Below are 18589 nucleotides of genomic sequence, written 5' to 3'. Positions count from 1 at the left end.
GTTAAGCCGATAATGTGTGTTGCTTGAGAATACGATCGCACCACTCCTGAGCAAGTCGTGCCACCTCCTGACATTTTTGCTCATCACCCCACCAATCCGAGCAATTTAACTTCCAGCGACTCAGCAACCGTTGCAGGTCAGCTAACTCAACAGCTTGGTCCAGACCAGTCTCTAAATCAATACCTGGCACTATCCACTCAATAAAAAACTGACTTTCCCTAATAAGGTGTTTAACCACTGATTCACCCGTAACGCTGTCAGCAAAAAACTGAATGCGAGTTAAATTCAACGCAAGACTTTCCAGCTGAGCTGTTTGGTCAGCCTGTAGGAATCGTTTTTTGAGAATGTCCCAATTCACTTTTAGCCCAAATAGTACTGGCGCTATGATGACATCTCCATGGCAAAAAAGCAGAGGACCATAGCCCCATCTACATGCCGTATTTCAAGGATGACTCTATCGTATGGTTAGGTTGGCTATGAAATGCCTTCAATGCATCCAAATCGTTTCAAGACCAGCAGTGTTTCAATCGTGATCACACCACTCCAATCTTGATGGGCCTGTTGCCATGCATCTGGGAACATATCTCCCCAAGACCATGTGGGTAACCAGGCACCATCTTTACTTTTAGTAGCAACCTCGTAAGTTAAATTTGCCGCCACAGCGTCTTCCATTCCAGCCATAAAGGGAGAGTCGGGAGCATCGATTACTTGTAATGGTCGCAAGCAATAGCCTTCCCACTTTGCGGGATCTTGTTCAATGGTTCCATCAAGCTGATGGACCAATGCTTGATGAATCTGTTCACGGAATTCATTGGGTAGTGTTTTTGTCTTCATTAGACGTAGGCAACACAACAGGTCATGCATCTCTATCTCATTTGCAGGTGATAAGGCACCCATAACCCGCTCTGATACCTGAGAGATAATGGTTTCCGGAACAAGATGTTGATAGTCATACAGATACCCCAGAATCTCAGCGGTGGGGTTAAGAGAGAATGACTCCGGTTCATCGTCATCATCTGATTGGTCCCACCAAGGAGCGTGGGGGCTCTGCTGAGCTGATTTAGGAATGATCGGCCAGTGCCATTCTTTTTGATCCAGTGTTTTTAGCAGATAAGAGATCGCAACTGAGACTAACTCATGATCTGAGGTGCCGTTAATAGAGCGGAGTACTTGAAAGGCTATGGATGTGCAAAGTGCCGAGCTATCGTTTGTGCGCAAATCAGGTTCTAGTCCATGACCGAAACCGCCATCTGGATTCTGGAATTCCTTCAGTGCAGCAACTACTGAGTCGGATGATGCTCCGTTAAAGGCATAGTGGAATCTAGCGATTTCTAATGGCCGTCCCTTTTGTTCAATAAACTGTCGTGAGGCATCCAAGGCTGTCCTGGTTAGAATTGGCTTGGTCATTATGCAGCCCCTCTCAATTTAATTAGTTTATTTGTACTATTTTAGAGGCTTTCAGTTATGCTGGCTAAAACGCTGTGATTGCTTGAGTGAATTCAGCACTCTGTCCGCAATAGGTATCTCAGTAATACTTAAACGTTAATTTATTTAGCAATCCATCAGCATTTATAGGTGCAAGCGCTAGGCTTTGGTCAAATAGTTTCCTGAACATGCTGATCCATGCCTCGTAAACCCAGCAATGACGATCCAGATAAGCCCACTAAGTCTCGGGTGCGCTTTATTTTTGAGCCAGACCGCAGTTCTCTCAATGGTGTCACTTATAGCTGGCTGATTCATCGTACTTACAAGGGCAAAGAAAAGGCTGCTACTGCGGCTCGGGCTTTCTGGTTGCCCTTTGCTTATAAGGATACTGGTAAGCATTCGGAGGCAGAGCTAAAGGACCTGGCCCGTCAGTCTATTATTCGCATGGAAGAACAAATTCAGCATTTGCGAGAAACGTTTGGGATTGAGCCTCCTCCAAGCGAATCTGACCAGTCTGAATTTCCAGCAATTAGCCCAATGGCGGTACCAACAGGAGAGATTTCTCTGTTGGCTCAAGATGATCTACTCAACGACTTTTCAGATGTGTTGTAGGGAGTAATCATGGCAAAGTCTCCTAAGGCTGACAAAGAAGCGACTTCAGAAGAGGCTCCATTACTGCCTCGGGAGCCTGATACGGAAAAGGGGCAGCAGGCGAGAGAACAGTATTTGGTGTTGGCAAAGGCTGCTCTAAGAGTAAATTTTGAGAATTATCAGGCGTTATTTCAGGCTTACGCGAGTGAGGCCCCTGAAGATCAACAGACGGCTCAACAGCTGGATCGTACGGTTGCTCAGGTGGCATTACAGGCGGGGCATTCTCCTCGGCAAGTGATTCAGTTTGTTGCGCAGGGACCCTATGTGCAGTGTGAGACGAGGGCGCAATCGCCAGATGAGAAGAAGGCGGCTCTCCCTAAGCTGCTGCATTATGCTAAGACGCAGGTGGATACGGCTCAGAAGCAGCGGTATACGGAATACGCAAATGCGGTTACTGGCAAGATTCAGAGCTACGCTGATTTGTATCGGGAGCATGTGAGTAGTGACCTGGCGGCAATTCAGCTGGACCAACAGGTGGTGGCTGCTGCGCTGAGGGCTGGGGAGTCGGCTGAGGCAGTGACTCATTTGTTATATCAGGGGCCGTATGCTCAGTTTCAGCAGGGGGTGAAGGGGATGGATGCTGGGGCGTTGGATCAGTATGCGAAAGGTACTGTGGCTCAGGTGCAATCGATTCAGTCGTTGCAGATATCGGGAGATAGTGGTGGAAGGCGTAAGAGATCGCAATCCCTGGATCGATAATACAAATCAAGTGCGATCGCCTCGCCAGATTGATTACCCACCCGGTGCGAAACCTACCTTATATCAGGAGCTTGTTGAGTATTCAGTACATATGCATTATTGTTTGATATCCGTCTATAATGACGCGGTGTTGCACTTTTAGAACAAAAATAGGTCTTGAGTCTGATACAAACAATTGAATTGAGCCTAGGGAACAGTGGGGAATTAATCAGTGCTGATCTCGTTAACCTCAGCGACAAACATGTAGAGGATTATGAGCAGCATTGGCAACCACGGTTACAAGAATTTTCTCAAGAGGATCAGGACCTTAGCTGGCGATTTAAAGAGCAGCTTGCTAATCGACAGGCGAATTATGAAAGTTATGCTGTTGAGTACGATGGCATGACCCAGGGGATGATGTTGCTTGAAACGCAATATCATTGGTCTATGTTTACGCCAGGTCAGCGATTGGTCTATGTCGAAACCGTAGTGTCAGCTCCCTGGAACCGCGTTTATATTCAACGTCCACCCCACATTAATGGCGTTGGGCGAGAGCTAATAGAATTTGCACGGCAAAAAAGCCGGGCACTGGGTTATAACGGACTTGTTGGGTTACATTCCTTGCCTGGGGCTGTTCAATTTTATGAAAGGCTTGGCATGATGCGTTTAGAGCTAGATCCACAAGAAATTGTGGATGCTGACGAGGATATACCCTATTTTGAATACATGGGCCAGACTCAAGAGCAGGAGAGCCGTGATGAGTAACCTTAACCCTATATCCCAGTCTATGGCTGACATTTTGGATGCGGAAGCCGAAGTTACAGCGCCTATGCTAGCTGGTGTAGGACAGGTTGGTTGGATGAAAACCTGGCCTCAGCTTGCTACCTACTCCCACTATGCTCAGCTTAAGTCGCTGGTACTAAGGGGACTAGCGGCTGTGCTCAAAGACTGTAATTTGGGGGCAGGTTATGATGCGGCTTTGGATTGTGCTAAACCGCTGATCATGAAACGACTTAGCCAGCCATCAACCGATATCCAAAACCGTCTCTTAAAGTTGGTTGAAGGAGAAGCCCTTGGTCCCAGGGTTGAGTTAACGACAGAACGACTTACCCAACTAAAGGTGATCTTTAAGGAAACATTGTTGTCAGAAGATTGGCAGGCAATTGCCAAAGCTGCAGCTGCAGAGGTTCAGCATCAGGTCCTGGATTTAATGGTGGCTTAATGAGCGCTGGCCACTCAAGGTAAAGACTTTTGAGTTTACTTGGTTTACTAAGTAAGCAACATCTTAAGGCAAGCTTCCCAGCAAACATTACTTGATTTTTTGTTTTTACAGACTTTAGAATTACCCAAAGCGCCTGTTCTACAAAACATTAAATTGAGTAGAACCTGGAGAAATTTGTAGTGCAGATTATTGGTCACGGCATAGATATTGTAGAAATCGCCAGGTTCAAGGCAACATTAGCCAGACAGCAGAGTCAGTTTGAACTCAACTGCTTTACCGTCTTAGAGCGCCAGATTGCTGGCGAAGCAGGTGTAAATCGAGTTTCTTGTCTTGCAGGACGCTTTGCTGCTAAAGAAGCAGTACTAAAAGCTCTTGGCACCGGATGGAGTCAAGGCATTACTTGGACAGATGTAGAGATTCAGAGATTAGCAACGGGATGTCCTAGTGTTAACTTGCACGCAAAAGCCGCTCAGGTAGCTAATCAGCTTAGTATTACGAACTGGCTTTTGAGTATAAGCCATGAGGAATCATATGCGGTGGCCAGTGCAATCGCTATTAGTTCTGATTAGATGTCACAGGAGTAAGTTTCTAAAATCAAGAGTTTGAATGACTTAAGCAATGAATGAATTGCATGCGGTCATAACTCTGTTGTTCGGTTAGCCAGTATCTACAGTGGGTAATAGTAAGGTTTTGCAAAACTGATCGTGAGTTGACATTTCCTTTTGAAATCGGTAAGATTTTATTACCGAATACAGATTGATTTTCTTACCAACAAGGAGGTGAAAATCCTTTTGGCAAGGGGCGTAAGATTTTCTTACCAATATTGGTACAAATATACTATACTAATGTTAGGCTATGGATCTTAAAACAGTGAAGTCTGCCCTTATAAATGTTGTGAAAGACATTCAAAGATTTAGTGGTCAGGATGAGTCTAAAGTTTCAGGAGTTACATGCCCAGTGAAAGAGCTTTCAAACTTTGATAGCCAGATTTGTATTGAGGCCATGAGTATGCTCTCAACTGCATTAGACATAGAAATTCCAGTTGACAGAAATATCTTTGCCACTGAAGACAAGAGGCGACTTCTCACGCTTGATGAAGCATCGGCTGTAGTCTACGAAGGCTTAACTAAAGGAGAAAAATGATGTCTGAAACACCTGATGTTAGGGCAATCATTGCTAAACGAATTCGTAAAGCACGCGAAATGGCAGGCTTGTCTCAAGGACAGGCAGCTAAATTACTTGGACTTCATCGTCCCTCAATTACAGAGGCAGAGGCCGGTAATCGCAAAGTATCTGCTGAGGAAATTACTAAGTTTGCGGAACTATACAAAGTGGAGATGTCTTGGTTGTTGGGTGAAGGTGAAGACCAAATAGACCCTCAGGACAGTAAGCTACAACTTGCCGCGCGAAAAATGAAAAAACTAAAGCCAGACGAGCTTGATCTTGTTTTAGCGCTTATAGCGTCTATGCGTGGAGGAAAACAATAGATATGAAGATATCTAGGGAAGATCTTGCCAGACAGGCACTTGGTAAGGCTTTAGAAATCAGACGGAAATTGAGAATTCCACCAAATTATCCCGTAGATGTATATGAAGTTTGCGACAAATTAAATATAACAGTTCAATTTGTTGACATGCCAAGCATCGAAGGGATGTACTTGAGTGAAAGAAATGAGGAAAGAATTTTAATTTCAGCTTATCGCCCTCTTCCACGAAAAGCTTTTACATGTGGGCATGAGTTGGGGCACCATCTTTTTGACCATGGCTCCACGTTGGATGAACTAGGGGAGACTGCAGAAAATAGCCAGTTTGAACCACAAGAATTTTTAGTTGATTGTTTTTCCGGTTACTTGCTAATGCCTAAATTGGCTGTCCAAAATGCATTTAATCAACGAGAATGGTCGCCAGCATCAGCCACACCACTTCAATTTTTTACTGTTGCCTGTAGTTTTGGAGTTGGCTATGACACTCTTATCAAACACATGGCGTACTCGTTAAAAATGATTACTGTAGCCAAAGCTAAGGAGTTGCGCAAATTAAGCCCGAAAGTTATTCGTGAGCAATTACTTGGAGATTTATCAACAGGGCCTCTCATGATTATAGATGAGAAATGCTTACTAAAAGCTATTAATGTTGAAGTTGGCTATCAACTACTATTACCTAAAACAATACAGGTTGAGGACTCAGCTGTTAACCTTCAAACGCAGCTTAAGGAAGGCAATCTCTTTTCTGCTAATTCTCAAAATATTGCTCGTTTATACTCTTCTGAAAACGATTGGGCTGCATTTATAAAAGTCACTAATCCTGAATACACTGGATTCAGTAAGTTTCGAAATCTTGAGGAATGTCATGAGTAATAATGCACCTTTACTAATCGAATCTGAAAATCTTTCTCATGCTTGGGCTAACTTGTTTCTGAAGATACTCGAAGCTCCAAAGAAGGAGGTCTCTACAGTATTAATAAGCTTGACAAATTTTGAAGATAATAAAGTCCCTGAAGCCTTAGCTATTCGTGAATCTTTAGATAACTGCTTAACCACGATTGATGAGCAATCAGTGCATACAGTCTCGAATACAATTTTTCCTGAAAATCTTTGGAGGCTAACTGGTCTAAATCGTCATAGTCTCTTTGAAAAATATATTCATAACTTCCCTCGAATAAAAGCCTTAGCTGCATGCAAAAATAATCGAGGAACCTACTTTAAACGGTTAATTGAATTTGATAATTCGTCAATCCATACAAATCAACTTGAACATATTATTTCTGAGTACAACTCTCGTCCAGGTGTTAGACGTGCTATGTTTCAAGCTTCAATTTTTGATCCACGTCGTGATCACACACGCTCTGCACGGCTTGGGTTTCCCTGTCTTCAACATCTTCAATTTACGCCTAATACACAGGATAAGAAATTAACCGTCAACGCTTATTATGCGACCCAGCAAATTCTTGAAAAAGCATATGGTAATTATTTGGGAATATGCCGATTGGGCCATTTTATGGCGCATGAAATGCATCTTTCCCTAGATAGAGTCAATTTTTTTATTGGTGTTGCTAAGCTACGTAGCAATAAAAAAGACTCTTTTATTATAGATCTGCAAGAAAGGGTTAGAGATGCGACAACCGTGTCAAATGGGAGATGAAATGGGGAAAACTAAGATTTCTAAGCAAGAAAAACAGTACGGTAAGCTCATTGTTTTTGAAGGTCCTGATGGGGTAGGAAAAACAACAATTGCACAGAAAATAGCCCAGTGTCTCAATGATTCTGATGAGAAGTGTAAGCTTATGGCTTTCCCAGGCAAAGAGCCCGGTACACTTGGGGACTTAGTTTATAAACTACATCATGATCCATCAAAATATAATGTTGAAGATTTTACGTCAGCCAGTAAACAAGTTCTTCATATTGCTGCTCACTTAGACGCAATTGAGCGTGTTATTTTGCCAACCTTATCAAGTGGCTGCCATGTCATTTTGGATAGATTTTGGTGGTCTACTTGGGTTTATGGTGTAGTTTCCAATATTAATCGCAATGTCCTTGAAAAAATCATTGACATAGAGAGGGAGTTCTGGGGGGATCTCAAACCGACAATAACAATTCTTCTGCGTAGACCTGCTCCCATAAATCGTAAAGTCTCTCTTCAATATTGGAGAAGTCTGAGTTATGAGTATGATGCCCTTTCAGAAAAAGAGAAATTCTATTATCCAGTAACCACTCTTACTAATGATCTAGAGTTAGAGGTTATTACTCGAAAAATTCAAGAGTATATTGTCGATGCGATGAATGGCTCTGACATAGTATCTGGACATGTAGCTTCTTCTGAACAAGAACAGTTAGATCTCAATTTTGGACAAGATGAAATTGTGAACAGTTCCAGTCCTACTGTGATTTCGCATATTCTACCTGCAAAACCTACAGTAGTATTTGATACCTACTGGCGTTTTGCGACTGAAAGGCAAGACATTTTCTTTCGTAAACTTAAAGGTCAGAAAGCTCCATGGACAGACGATCCTATTCTTTCAACATTTAAGTTTACGAATGCTTATCGAGCATCCGATAGAGTAAGTCAGTATTTGATTCGTCATGTCATCTATCGACAAGATTTACCTACAACAATAGAAGAGGTGTTTTTTCGGATTATTCTATTCAAACTTTTCAACAAGATAGAAACTTGGCAGCTTTTAGAAGCATCAGTTGGAGAAATTACTTATAGTGAATATTCTTTTGATAAGTATGATCAAGCTTTAACACAGGCAATGGAAGCAGGTAAATCGATTTATTCTGCTGCTTATATCATGCCTTCAGGTGGACGAAAGTTTGGGTACTCTACTAAACATCGTAACCATCTGAAATTAATTGAACAGATGATTGATGATGAATTGCCTAAAAGATTAGCCGATGCTCCTAATATGAATCAGGCTTTCCTGCTGATTCGTGCATATCCAACAATTGGTAATTTTCTTGCATATCAGTTTGTTACCGACGTTAATTATAGCGAAATCACGAATTTCAGCGAAATGGATTTTGTGGTTCCAGGGCCAGGTGCATTAGATGGAATTCGCAAATGTTTTGCTGATCAAGGAGGGCTTAATGAGCCGGAAATTATCAAGTTTATGACTGACCGGCAAGAAGAGGAATTTAATCGATTAGGCCTAAATTTTCAGTCTCTTTGGGGCCGACCATTGCAACTCATCGATTGTCAAAATCTTTTTTGTGAGGTTGATAAGTACTCAAGGGTATATCACCCAACTGTCACTGGTATTTCTGGTCGCACTCGAATTAAGCAGAAGTATTCTGCAGTTCCCCAACCAATTAATTATTGGTATCCACCTAAGTGGGAAATCAATCAGTTTATAGAATCAGGGGCTACTGAATTTAAGAGGCAGGAAAAAATTTTCGAAACGTATATCAAAACAAACAAGAGTTAAAAGGAGAAAATGATGAATTTTCGAGAATATCAGGAACAAGCCACTCAAAAAGAATACTCTATTCAAGATGGAGACAGTATAGCTGATCCACTTCTTGGAGTAGTATCTGGGGCTGGTTCTTTATCTGGGGAATATAAAAAGTTTTTGAGAGATGGCCTAGGTCATCAATTGTTTACAGAAAAGGTTGCAGAAGAACTTGGTGATATTCTTTGGTATCTTGCTGTGTTTGCGAATAAGTTAGGGCTTGATCTAAACTTGATTGCTGAACAAAACCTTGAAAAGTGCCGTAATCGTTGGGGATGGCTCCGTACTCAGGAGTGTAGCTTGGTCGTATCTGACTTTGATAGTGGTTTTTCCAAAAAAGAACGTATACCCAGAAAGTTTGAAGTTGAGATTAAGGAGTTCATTGAAAATGACGTAGCCAGTGTAAGTACTTTTTTGAATGGAAAGCAAGTAGGTAATGATCTAACTGATAATGCCTACAAAAATGATGGTTATCGCTTTCATGATGTTTTTCATTTATCTTATGCCGCAGTTCTTGGGTGGTCTCCTGTTGTTCGAAAAATGTTGAGTTGCAAACGTAAAAGCCATCCTCAAATCGATGAAGTAGAGGATGGAGGGCGAGCAATAGCTGCTGAAGAAGCTATTTCTTTATTGGTATTTCAATATGCTAAAGAGCATAATTTTCTTGAAGGAATATCAGTATTAGATTGTGATTTATTAAAAAAAATTGGAAAATTGACTTCAGGTTTAGAAGTATTCCAATGTTCTCCATATGACTGGGAGAAAGCCATCTTCGCTGGGTATAGCGTTTGGCGTCAAGTCATCCAAAATAATGGTGGAATTGTTCAAGTTGATATAGATAATCGTTCTATCATCTATCGCCCTCATAAGGCTATTTCGCAGCGCAAAATGAAAAGTGAAAAACCTATTGAACATCCTACACTGTTTTATTTTAATCAAAAGTGTGGGTAACTTTCAGAAAACGAGAACAATGAAACTCTCATCCAAACCACCTTCAATTTATTCGGATGTGCAGGCAGATGAGATCGCATTAACAAAACCGCTCCAGAGAAGTATCGCACTCTCAAATTTGCGGTAACCCTATGATTTTTGCCAAGGTTAGTCTATAGGATGGGTAGTGGCATCATCCAGGTCGGACCTGAGCTGAGTCTGAGATCGCTAGGAAACCGAAAAGTTCAAAGCCTTTACCTATAACGAGCTAGTACAACGCGACAAAGCCAACCTCGATATCTTCTGGCTTCGTGACGAAAGTCTGGAAGACTCAGAGAATCTATCCGACCCAGATGTACTTGCCCTAGAAATAGCCGAAGACCTAGAAGCATCCCTGGAACTATTCTCTAGCATCACCGAACAGCTGGAGAAAGAATCATTACCCTCACCAAATTCCTAATTTGAATAAAACCAATTTCTAGCAAATCCTTGGCTAGACGCTAGCGTGATCAGGGGCATCATCACCTTCTCATAGGCATGGTACAGCTTGTCTACATCCAGCAGGTCGTCCTCACAGCCAATAGCCAAGTCATTGATATAGGGCTCTATCTGACGAGTCCATTTTCCATCAGAGAACGTTGCATGGGTGACCGTTAACCCAATATGCTGTAGTTCCACAAATTTTCTAAAATACTGGTCGGCAGGCAGATTATTCGACTTTGAAGAATTCACTTCCGGCAATGTGGGAACCAAGTTCCATACCTGGTCGTGGGCCACAAACGACCAGGGTAGGTAGTGATCCAATGAGAACTTACTGGTATCAATCAGGCGATCAGAATAAATGCAATGTAGCTGTTGAGACTTGAGGACCGTGCACCAGTAGGTAGTTTGCTTAGTCAGAGAATCGCGCTTAATCGGCATAAATAGCTTGCGGGAAATCGCAGGCGAGCAGGGATTACGTTGCTGCATGTAGATCAGCCATTCCCATGCGGCCCACCCACGAATTACTTTGTAATGTTGTTCAAGGTAGCTGGCCCAATCCGAATGAACAAGAATCCCATGACAATCTTTATGCTGGGTTGAGTCAAATCGATAAAGGGGTTTGCAGCTCTCAAAGCACCTTTCTGCAATGGCGGGAATGGCCATGTCGATTTGATTGCCTTTGCCACGACTAATGCCATCTAATTCTGTTTCCAGGAAGGGGATAATCAGGCGAAAGGGAACGTATCGGCGCAAGTGAGAGATAGTATCTTTCAGGTTTTGATCGGCAATGGTTTGTCTAAGCAGTTTTTTGTCTGGGTCCTGAAGCTGAAAGATTTTGTCTGTGATCACCAGGTCTAGAGAATCTAGCTTTTGGGCAATTTTGTCTTGGGTGCCAAAGGATAGTTTGAAAAAGGTGTGGGGGTACCAGGCATTGGCCAGCATCTCGATAATCAGCTCGTGAAAACTGATGGGGGCCTGGGCATCGAAATGACGTCTGAATAGGATATCTAACAGCGACAGGAAGAACAGGTATTTGTAAGAGTTGGTGGTATCTACAAAAAGCCTGGATAGGGCTGAAATATTTAGAGTTTCTGATAGTGGTAGGTTCAATGGCTGTGACTGCATTGATCGGTGGGGTGACTACCCCAAGCTACCCCCAAAACGTTAGGAAATATGCGATCGCACCCCCAACATCCCCCCACCCCCTTTCGATAATCCTATGATTTTCGCCAGGTTTAGTCTTTGGGATGGCGGGTGGCATCATCCACTCCTGCTTCACCATGAACATAGCTGGTCAATAGGAAAGGCTGAAGGGGGCTAAAAGCGAAAGGCTGAAGTGGAGACTGGAGGGGCTGAGGGCTGAAGGGTTTGCCCTACATTAGATTCCTGTCCTTAAAGAGTTCTATTAAGCTAGGGATAGCCTGTTTAACCCATGGCATCCCTGCTTTACACCGATGACTGCATCCTTAATCAACCGCCAGGAAAATCCACCTGCTGCTGAGCAGTACCTGACCCTCGAAGGAGTGACCTGGCAGCAGTACGACGCCCTGGTAGCCTTATTTATTGACCAATTCCCAGCCCTGCGGATGACCTATCTGGAGGGAGTCCTGGAACTTAGGACCGCATCTCCCGAACACGAGCGTCTTAAAAAAATTATTGCTCGGCTAATAGAAGCCTTTGTCGAGGAAGCAGACATTGACCTGAATGGCTACGGTTCTGCCACCTTTCGCCGCAAAGCCGCTGCCCGTGGCTTAGAACCTGACGAATGTTATAGCTTGGGAGAACTGGGGGAGTCCCCAGACATTGCCATTGAAATCGTTTTGACCAGTGGCGGCATTGATAAGTTAGCGGTCTACAAAGGCCTGGGCGTAAAGGAAGTATGGTTCTGGGAAAACCAAACATTTAGCTTATATGGTCTGATCGATTCTGAAACAGGCTATGAAACCTTGTCAGCCAGTCGCCTTTTACTTGGTCTGGACCTATACGTCCTAGCTCAGTTTATTGACTATCCCAGCCAAACTCAGGCTGTTAAGGCCTTCCGTAAAACACTCAGAGGCTAATGAAACCGCTTAAAGCCTATAAGTTTCGTTCAGTTGTAGCATTGAGTTTTCGATTGCGATCGCACCGTTCAAGTCAAAGAAATGTGCGATCACAACCCCAACATCCCCTACCCCCTTTTGGTAATCCTATGATTTTCGCCAGGGTTAGTCTGTGGGATGGGTGATGGCATCATCAAAGATTGGGTCTGAGCTGAGATCTGAAATCTCAGATACAAAAACTATGTCAAACCAATCGCGAAACATTGTAAATGTTCGGTTGGCAGGCCAGTCTGATATCCGTGTGTGCCATGCGTGGAGTTCAGCGTCGAAAATGGAATTGTAAATCTGTTCGAGTATTGTCCAGGCAGATGAATCATCGTTGTATTCAGGTATCAGGTATATTGTTGGGTCATCGTTTTGATCAGGCGTAATGTTGGAGTTGTCTAGCTGAGAGGCCCAATTTATGTATGGTTGTTTTGGGCAGATAATAACAGCACTTCTATTAATCATGAGATGGACTCACTTCATACAATTCGGTACGCTATAGGTTGTATAAGATTCCTCAGGAGTGGTCATTTTCAAGTGTGCACGGTTTACTGCGGAGGGGATTTATCCTTCTTATTGGGGGCAAGATAAGAACCCGGTAATCCCTCATGATGTTTGGGATAAAGCGTAGGGTGCTGTGAGCGAAGCGTAACGCACCCGATAAAGGGGGCTGGCACCAATGATATCCTTGCTACTGCTCGCTTACTGCTGCTGGTTTGGCCTTGATTTTCCCTAATAGTGGAAATAGAGTACTTATCAGTGTAATAGGGGAAAACGAATGACAAGGTTCTTAATTTTTTTGTGAGTCGATGCAATGCCTGACTCGAATGAATCTGATAAACTTGTGTCAGCTACTTGACAAGTAGAATTCAGAACAATGTCTACACTTACTATAAATTAAAGGCTATAGCTCGCAACGCGAGAAAAGAAGTCGCCACTGCCCGGTCCACCACATCTCCAAATCCCAACTAAACACACCAGGGAGGTATCCCATGGGTATGTGGTCAATAGGTATGTCGTAGGCTTTTGTTCCATCCACCAACTCTTCTGGCCATATCATTGACGGCAACAGCCACTCAATTCGCTCGTCGTGTGAACCAAGGAGCTCCTCAATATTCTCATTAATGCGATTCCAGCCTATTTCATGAGCGAATCTGATCCAAGATGCCTCACTAAATTGCGCTGAGATATTATTTGTTTCCTCGTAGATATCTTTCTGAACTCTGAAACTAAACCGACCGGCGGAATGTTCGAACCAGAGGGCATCTATCTCCTGCAAACTAGAACAAGCGACATTAGAGTACGCAAAACTCCCCCCCCATCGAATCGAGTATGCCGAAGCGACAAGTGCCTTAGTGGTTAGGCGATCAGCGTCTCGCCACTGATATTGCGCTAACACTTGCTCCAGCTCTCGAATTAATTGCTTTGACTGAAAGTCATAATGTTTCTTTAAAGTAGCAGCGAGTAATGTCTGGAATCGCACGCTCTTTGACTCATCAGATGAGAACGAATATCGTAAATTTTCGAAGGTATGTTCAACAGATTCTGAATTGAAGTATGGAGTTTCAGAAATATAGCGGAAGGCTTTTTCATAGGATGGATAAGCACTAGTTGGATCTTGCTTTTCTCGTAAGTAATCTTGCTCTTCCCGCAAATTCCCCTGAACCGCAAAGGTAAAGAAGGCGATCGCTCGTCCAGATACCGATGAATTAAATAAATCAGGATTAGCTTCGATTAACTGAATATTTTGCTTAATAAGTGTTTGCGCATCATTAACCTGCTTTTGTGATTCCTCATTGGCATCATTCGACGGGAACGGAATGAGATGGAGGTGAGCCAGAGCCGTACTGCTATTTAAGAGCACTTGCTTCAACTCAGAACTATTGCTTGTAAAGTCGGTAAACGATAAACCAATCAGTTCAATGGAATCCCTTGCTACTTCAGGCTTGTCAATGGCATAAAGGTCATCGATTAGCCCCGAGAGCGCTTTAGTCGTACTATTCAAGACGGCGATCTCTTGTTGCTCTTGATTGACTTTTTCTAGCTTTTGTTGCGCTACCACCAGATCATTTGCCACTTGATCAGCTTTTCGTTGAGCCTCTTGTTCTGCCTTTTTTGCTTGGGCAACGGCGACATCAGCATTAACTAAATCTTGCCTCAGCTGAGTCAGTAACGCTTGCTGTCCTTGTGTTGCTTGCTGGGCTTGTTTCAGTTTCTCATCTGCCTTCTGACGCTGCGTTTCGACAGCTTGTAAGTTCTCTTGAGATTGTGCCAGTTCTTTATTGGCCTGATCACGTTCCTTTTGTGTGGTTTTGACTTGTTTTTGAGCTTGTCTCAAGTCTTGATCGATTTGCTTTTTTTCATTTTGAGACTCTACAAGCTGATTATTCGCTTCACGAAATCGATTGCCTGCCCCTAATGCCAATCCTCCTAACACGAGGGCCACAGCTAGTGTACCCCCTAATACCAAACTCCCTCGACGAATTTTTCGTTGGGCCTCTCGGGTTGCCTTTGCCTGAATCTGTTCTGCTGCCTCTGCTGCTCCCCGTGCTGTCCTCTCTCGTTCAAGTTCCGCCACACGTTCTTTGATCGCAATTTCCTCTTCTCGCTGTTGAGCCCGACTAGCCGCAAGAAACTCACGATCCTCAGCACTCAGAGTCGTTTTCTCAGAGGCCCATTCCTCCGCTTCCGTTAGCGCCCCTCCTCGTAACAAACGAGAGTTGTCTGCCTTCCCAGAAACAACCCAGGCTCTAAAACTTTCCGCATAGGGCCGTAACTTTCTCAGCTCACCATCAATCCAGGTTTCATCAAAAACAGCCTTATAGATCGGGTTATAGACCCGTAACTTACCGTCTCGCTTTACAATTAAGCCCGACAATTGTAGCTCGCGCTCTTCAGGCTGATTATCAGCAACCAGTTCCCCTGCTTGTCGAATTTGCCGATATAGCTCCAGCAAGTATCCCGCTTTCTGCTCATTATCCAGCAATCGCTTACGAATTGTCTTTAGGTGCTCCTGATTATCTTGAGCCTCCCAATTATCAATCAATCGCGATTCAACCAATCTATCAATGGTGACAGCTTCACTCCCTGTTTCAATTACCTCATTTGAATCAACCACCAACTGACATAACCGCTGCGTCAAAAAAGGCTGTCCCCCCGTCCATTGCAAAATCTCTTGCAAAACCGTCTCTGGCTGTTCTGCTTTCCCCTGCAACCCGGCTACTAAAGGCAACGCCTCCTCAGGCGTAAACCCTTTCAAGTCAATGCTTTCACCTACGTTAAAGGGAGTTCGCTTAGCATCTCCAATTAACTCAGATGGGGCTGCCACCCCCAGCAAAGCAAACGTTAACCGCTGATAAGCAGAGTTCTGTGGCCGCTTATTAAAGCAAACCCGAATCAACGCAAAAAAGTCGTCGGTAAAGGGTAAACCGAGGGTACTATCGATTTCATCAATAAAGATAACAATCGGTTGTTCAATAGCTGGCAGCAGAACCGTTTCAATAAAATCTGCTAACCGCTCCACTGGCGCAATAAAATCTCGTTCCTTTAGCCAGGTCCGAAACGTTTGCCATTCAAGCAATTCAAACTGATTATTCAGCTGATTAATAATGCCGTTGTACCAACGATCTGGCCTATCAACCTGACTGTCCTTCCCAGAAAAATCAATAATACTCCCCACCCAGCCATCTGCCTCTAGCTTAGCCAGGGTTCTCACCATCAGGCTGGACTTTCCCATTTGCCGAGAGTTGAGCACATAGCAAAACTTCCCTGCTTTCAGTGTTTCATACAACTCAGTATCACTTTCCCGAGTCAAGTACGAAGGATCATCCTGCAATAACGGCCCGCCAACACTATAAAACGAGGAGTTTATGGGTAAACCACTCATACTGCCCTCCTTAACCGCGACCGAAAATAAGGCCGATACAGACATTCATGGCGCAGCACCACCCCATCACTCCGTAGGTTCACCAACCCCATACCATTGAGCTTAAACGCCAGCATCGAATTCAGCTCCACCGGATGTTCAGACACAATCACCTGCTCAAATGCCTGAGCCAACTCCGGGTGTTGTTGCAAATTCCATAGATGACGTCCCAAGTGTTCTCTGTAAATGCCAGCATCTGTGGGTGCTTCTTTTAGCAGTTGTTGTAACGTTAAATCCTGCTGAGCAATATGATACAACGCCAGTCGCACTAGATAGGGATGTCCCCCCACCATGGCCATTAGGTTATCTACCTCTGTTGCAGACCAATTCAGCCCATGGTTCGTCACCAGCTCCAGCACCTGTGCCGCCGTAAACTCCGGTAGCTCCACCGCCAGCCCCACGTTAAACGGCGACACATTGCTGTCTAAAACGATGTAAGATTCTGTCGAATGGGCAATGGCCAGCTTTAATTTGGACCATATCGGGTTCACCTTGGCTTTTCCATTCCAGGAACGTAACAACATTAGAAAATCCTTGGCGACCGTTTCATAGGGGAAAAGGCCATCCAGTTCATCTAGTCCCAAGAATAAAGGCGTCTCAATCTTGGAGAGAATATATTGTTCAAAATAGTCAGTGCAGTTTTCCTTGGGGCCAAACAACTCATCATCCCAAAATTCGTTCACCTGGCGAGGAGAGAATCCTAATTGTCTGCTAACCATCGCACAGAGGCGTTTCAAGAATATGCTGGAATCGGTAGCGGCTTGTTTATCGGGCACTAGAAGTTCCCACATAACCGTTTGATAGTTTAGTTCCTCTGCCCTAGCCTGAAGACGGGCCAGTAGTGAGGTTTTCCCCATCTGTCGAGGAGCCTTTATCCGTACCAGCCCACCGCGACGCTCAATTTCTTTCAGACAGCGCGTATCCCAGGGCTCCCGTCGAATATAAAATTCAGAATCTAGCAGTACTGTCCCACTGGGATACTCTAAATCCGCTACGGGCAAGGGCGGACGCTGGTGGGTAGGCGGTGTCAACGACCGTTGATCGTCTTCTGCTGCTGCGGGCACCTGCCCAGAAGCAATCAGCGTCAGAATATCTTGCACCAGATTGGGCGTATCCCCAGGCGTTTGCCAGCTCTTTTGTTGAATGGTCTGTAAACTGCTCCTCAACTCAGCGTTCAGCGGATCATCCATGGATAGGTTAATCCGAATGGGTAATATGGCAGGTTTGCCCGTTCGATTCTGCAGTTGCTTAGCCGTTTGCACCTCGCCTGCCACCATGTCACTGGTCACCGACTGCTCCGACAGCAGCAGCAAAAAATAATCACACCGTTTTAGCTCCTGATCGATTCGCTCAACCCAGTTCTCACCCCAGTCAATACTTTGCCCCGCCATAAACACGGAATGCCCTGCCGCCGTTAAAGCCTTATGCAGGTCCCCTGCCAGACTTAAATCCGGTTCTGCACTACGGTAGCTAATAAAAATCTGCTGGGCCTGCACGGCAGCAGGCTTTTTACGCAAAACCGGTGTCTGCTCCTCTGGAATATTCTCCAGCGCAATAGCATTACAGCCAAAGCCATAAGCATCCTCATAGGAACGTCCCGCCCCCAGTGCTCGATAGAACCCCGCCGCAAACTGAACAGCTGCTTTATCTCCAATCGCCTGCCCCATACCCACCACATAGTCAATGTGCTGATAAATCGCCGCTGCCTGGGTATCTGAATAGCAAGCATTGAGCACCACGCACTCAATCTGGTTAGCGAATAGCTCAAATAGCTGACTTAGGGCCTTAGTACTGACGAACTGATGCTCGCCCGCTTCATTTTCAAAGATTAAGCCATCCCCATCCCCACCATGACCAGCAAAGTGAACGATATGGGGTTCCACATCCAGCAATACCCGCTGGATATCCTTAGGCCGCACCGCCCAGTGGGACACAAACTCAAAGCGATCGCGCAGGTTAGCCCGTTGCAGCTCTTCCTGAATTTCTGCCACCTCTTTACCCAGCCGTAGCCGACTCGTATCCAATGGATTCGCTGCAAGGACTACGATCTTCCGCTTGGTCATAGACTGGGAGGCTAGAACTCAGGGACAGCTTGTTTAGCTATGCTACAGCCCCAAACAAGCAAATTACGTTCTTTAAAGGATCCCTTTGGTTCTAAACCACGTCCAAGTTGAAACCGATAGTTTCCTCTACGGCAAGACAACCGTTCTGGACGTAGACAAAGTTTAGTTACCAAAACAACCA

17 protein-coding genes and 1 pseudogene are annotated in these 18589 nt (G+C 44.4%); 13 read left to right on the top strand and 5 right to left on the bottom strand.

Annotated elements, in window-relative coordinates:
- Position 1: 1 nt before the first annotated feature.
- Positions 2–358 (bottom strand): hypothetical protein, encoded by a 357-nt coding sequence (locus SPB21_RS01775; RefSeq protein WP_499865205.1) that lies wholly within the window; start codon positions 356–358, stop codon positions 2–4.
- A 116-nt stretch (positions 359–474) separates the two neighbouring features.
- On the bottom strand, positions 475–1407 hold the full coding sequence (locus tag SPB21_RS01770) for a hypothetical protein (RefSeq protein WP_499865204.1): 933 nt from the start codon (positions 1405–1407) through the stop codon (positions 475–477).
- 216 nt (positions 1408–1623) lie between these two features.
- Between SPB21_RS01770 and SPB21_RS01765 the strand changes: the two genes are divergently transcribed.
- The 12 genes and pseudogenes from SPB21_RS01765 to SPB21_RS01710 all read left to right on the top strand — a co-directional run.
- On the top strand, positions 1624–2037 hold the full coding sequence (locus SPB21_RS01765; RefSeq protein WP_499865202.1) for a hypothetical protein: 414 nt from the start codon (positions 1624–1626) through the stop codon (positions 2035–2037).
- 9 nt (positions 2038–2046) lie between these two features.
- Positions 2047–2775: a hypothetical protein gene (locus tag SPB21_RS01760; protein WP_499865200.1), complete on the top strand. Its 729-nt coding sequence runs from the start codon at positions 2047–2049 to the stop codon at positions 2773–2775.
- A gap of 156 nt (positions 2776–2931) precedes the next feature.
- Positions 2932–3519, top strand: coding sequence for a GNAT family N-acetyltransferase (locus tag SPB21_RS01755; RefSeq protein ID WP_499865199.1), 588 nt, complete (start codon positions 2932–2934; stop codon positions 3517–3519).
- The gene (locus tag SPB21_RS01750) at positions 3512–3976 is read left to right on the top strand and encodes a hypothetical protein (RefSeq protein WP_499865198.1); all 465 of its coding nucleotides are present in this window, start codon (positions 3512–3514) and stop codon (positions 3974–3976) included. Before SPB21_RS01755 ends, SPB21_RS01750 begins: the two co-directional genes overlap by 8 nt.
- A 179-nt stretch (positions 3977–4155) precedes the next feature.
- Positions 4156–4545, top strand: a complete 390-nt coding sequence (acpS, locus tag SPB21_RS01745; protein ID WP_499865197.1) for a holo-ACP synthase — start codon at positions 4156–4158, stop codon at positions 4543–4545.
- 286 nt (positions 4546–4831) lie between these two features.
- Positions 4832–5119, top strand: coding sequence for a hypothetical protein (locus tag SPB21_RS01740; protein WP_006519440.1), 288 nt, complete (start codon positions 4832–4834; stop codon positions 5117–5119).
- Positions 5119–5463, top strand: a complete 345-nt coding sequence (locus SPB21_RS01735; RefSeq protein WP_006519441.1) for a helix-turn-helix domain-containing protein — start codon at positions 5119–5121, stop codon at positions 5461–5463. Before SPB21_RS01740 ends, SPB21_RS01735 begins: the two co-directional genes overlap by 1 nt.
- Before the next feature lie 2 nt (positions 5464–5465).
- A complete protein-coding gene (locus tag SPB21_RS01730) occupies positions 5466–6332 on the top strand; it encodes an ImmA/IrrE family metallo-endopeptidase (protein WP_499865195.1) in 867 nt (288 codons plus the stop codon).
- Complete coding sequence (locus SPB21_RS01725; RefSeq protein ID WP_499865193.1) at positions 6325–7116, top strand: thymidylate synthase family protein; 792 nt, start codon at positions 6325–6327, stop codon at positions 7114–7116. Before SPB21_RS01730 ends, SPB21_RS01725 begins: the two co-directional genes overlap by 8 nt.
- The gene (locus SPB21_RS01720) at positions 7106–8899 is read left to right on the top strand and encodes a nucleotide kinase domain-containing protein (RefSeq protein WP_499865191.1); all 1794 of its coding nucleotides are present in this window, start codon (positions 7106–7108) and stop codon (positions 8897–8899) included. Before SPB21_RS01725 ends, SPB21_RS01720 begins: the two co-directional genes overlap by 11 nt.
- Positions 8900–8908: 9 nt before the next feature.
- Entirely contained in the window at positions 8909–9874 is a 966-nt protein-coding gene (locus SPB21_RS01715; RefSeq protein ID WP_499865190.1) for a nucleoside triphosphate pyrophosphohydrolase family protein, read from the top strand.
- A 211-nt stretch (positions 9875–10085) separates the two neighbouring features.
- A pseudogene (locus SPB21_RS01710) lies at positions 10086–10313 on the top strand (SAM-dependent DNA methyltransferase); the annotation flags it as partial.
- On the opposite strand, the gene SPB21_RS01705 reads toward SPB21_RS01710, so the two are convergent.
- On the bottom strand, positions 10310–11461 hold the full coding sequence (locus tag SPB21_RS01705; protein WP_499865189.1) for an HNH endonuclease domain-containing protein: 1152 nt from the start codon (positions 11459–11461) through the stop codon (positions 10310–10312). The pseudogene SPB21_RS01710 and the gene SPB21_RS01705 sit on opposite strands and share 4 nt — an antisense overlap.
- A 329-nt stretch (positions 11462–11790) precedes the next feature.
- On the opposite strand from SPB21_RS01705, the gene SPB21_RS01700 reads away from it, so the two are divergent.
- Complete coding sequence (locus tag SPB21_RS01700) at positions 11791–12396, top strand: Uma2 family endonuclease (protein ID WP_499865188.1); 606 nt, start codon at positions 11791–11793, stop codon at positions 12394–12396.
- Between the two features lie 928 nt (positions 12397–13324).
- On the opposite strand, the gene SPB21_RS01695 is transcribed toward SPB21_RS01700, so the two are convergent.
- Together SPB21_RS01695 and SPB21_RS01690 are read right to left on the bottom strand one after the other, a co-directional pair.
- Positions 13325–16306, bottom strand: coding sequence for an AAA-like domain-containing protein (locus SPB21_RS01695; RefSeq protein ID WP_499865187.1), 2982 nt, complete (start codon positions 16304–16306; stop codon positions 13325–13327).
- Positions 16303–18408 (bottom strand): AAA-like domain-containing protein, encoded by a 2106-nt coding sequence (locus tag SPB21_RS01690; RefSeq protein ID WP_499865186.1) that lies wholly within the window; start codon positions 18406–18408, stop codon positions 16303–16305. Before SPB21_RS01690 ends, SPB21_RS01695 begins: the two co-directional genes overlap by 4 nt.
- Between the last annotated feature and the right edge of the window lie 181 nt (positions 18409–18589).

It is taken from the genome of Leptothoe sp. ISB3NOV94-8A, assembly GCF_043421595.1.
GTDB classification, from domain to species: Bacteria; Cyanobacteriota; Cyanobacteriia; order Phormidesmidales; family Phormidesmidaceae; genus Leptothoe; species Leptothoe turfae.
This window is presented reverse-complemented; position numbering and strand designations above follow the sequence as displayed.

What these genes read in the sequence shown, in the direction of transcription:
- SPB21_RS01770 (WP_499865204.1), bottom strand. Translation starts at nt 1,407, where the DNA reads ATGACCAAGCCAATTCTAACCAGGACAGCCTTGGATGCCTCACGACAG.
- SPB21_RS01765 (WP_499865202.1), top strand. Translation starts at nt 1,624, where the DNA reads ATGCCTCGTAAACCCAGCAATGACGATCCAGATAAGCCCACTAAGTCT.
- SPB21_RS01760 (WP_499865200.1), top strand. Translation starts at nt 2,047, where the DNA reads ATGGCAAAGTCTCCTAAGGCTGACAAAGAAGCGACTTCAGAAGAGGCT.
- SPB21_RS01750 (WP_499865198.1), top strand. Translation starts at nt 3,512, where the DNA reads ATGAGTAACCTTAACCCTATATCCCAGTCTATGGCTGACATTTTGGAT.
- SPB21_RS01740 (WP_006519440.1), top strand. Translation starts at nt 4,832, where the DNA reads ATGGATCTTAAAACAGTGAAGTCTGCCCTTATAAATGTTGTGAAAGAC.
- SPB21_RS01735 (WP_006519441.1), top strand. Translation starts at nt 5,119, where the DNA reads ATGTCTGAAACACCTGATGTTAGGGCAATCATTGCTAAACGAATTCGT.
- SPB21_RS01730 (WP_499865195.1), top strand. Translation starts at nt 5,466, where the DNA reads ATGAAGATATCTAGGGAAGATCTTGCCAGACAGGCACTTGGTAAGGCT.
- SPB21_RS01725 (WP_499865193.1), top strand. Translation starts at nt 6,325, where the DNA reads ATGAGTAATAATGCACCTTTACTAATCGAATCTGAAAATCTTTCTCAT.
- SPB21_RS01720 (WP_499865191.1), top strand. Translation starts at nt 7,106, where the DNA reads ATGGGAGATGAAATGGGGAAAACTAAGATTTCTAAGCAAGAAAAACAG.
- SPB21_RS01715 (WP_499865190.1), top strand. Translation starts at nt 8,909, where the DNA reads ATGATGAATTTTCGAGAATATCAGGAACAAGCCACTCAAAAAGAATAC.
- SPB21_RS01705 (WP_499865189.1), bottom strand. Translation starts at nt 11,461, where the DNA reads ATGCAGTCACAGCCATTGAACCTACCACTATCAGAAACTCTAAATATT.
- SPB21_RS01700 (WP_499865188.1), top strand. Translation starts at nt 11,791, where the DNA reads ATGACTGCATCCTTAATCAACCGCCAGGAAAATCCACCTGCTGCTGAG.
- SPB21_RS01695 (WP_499865187.1), bottom strand. Translation starts at nt 16,306, where the DNA reads ATGAGTGGTTTACCCATAAACTCCTCGTTTTATAGTGTTGGCGGGCCG.
- SPB21_RS01690 (WP_499865186.1), bottom strand. Translation starts at nt 18,408, where the DNA reads ATGACCAAGCGGAAGATCGTAGTCCTTGCAGCGAATCCATTGGATACG.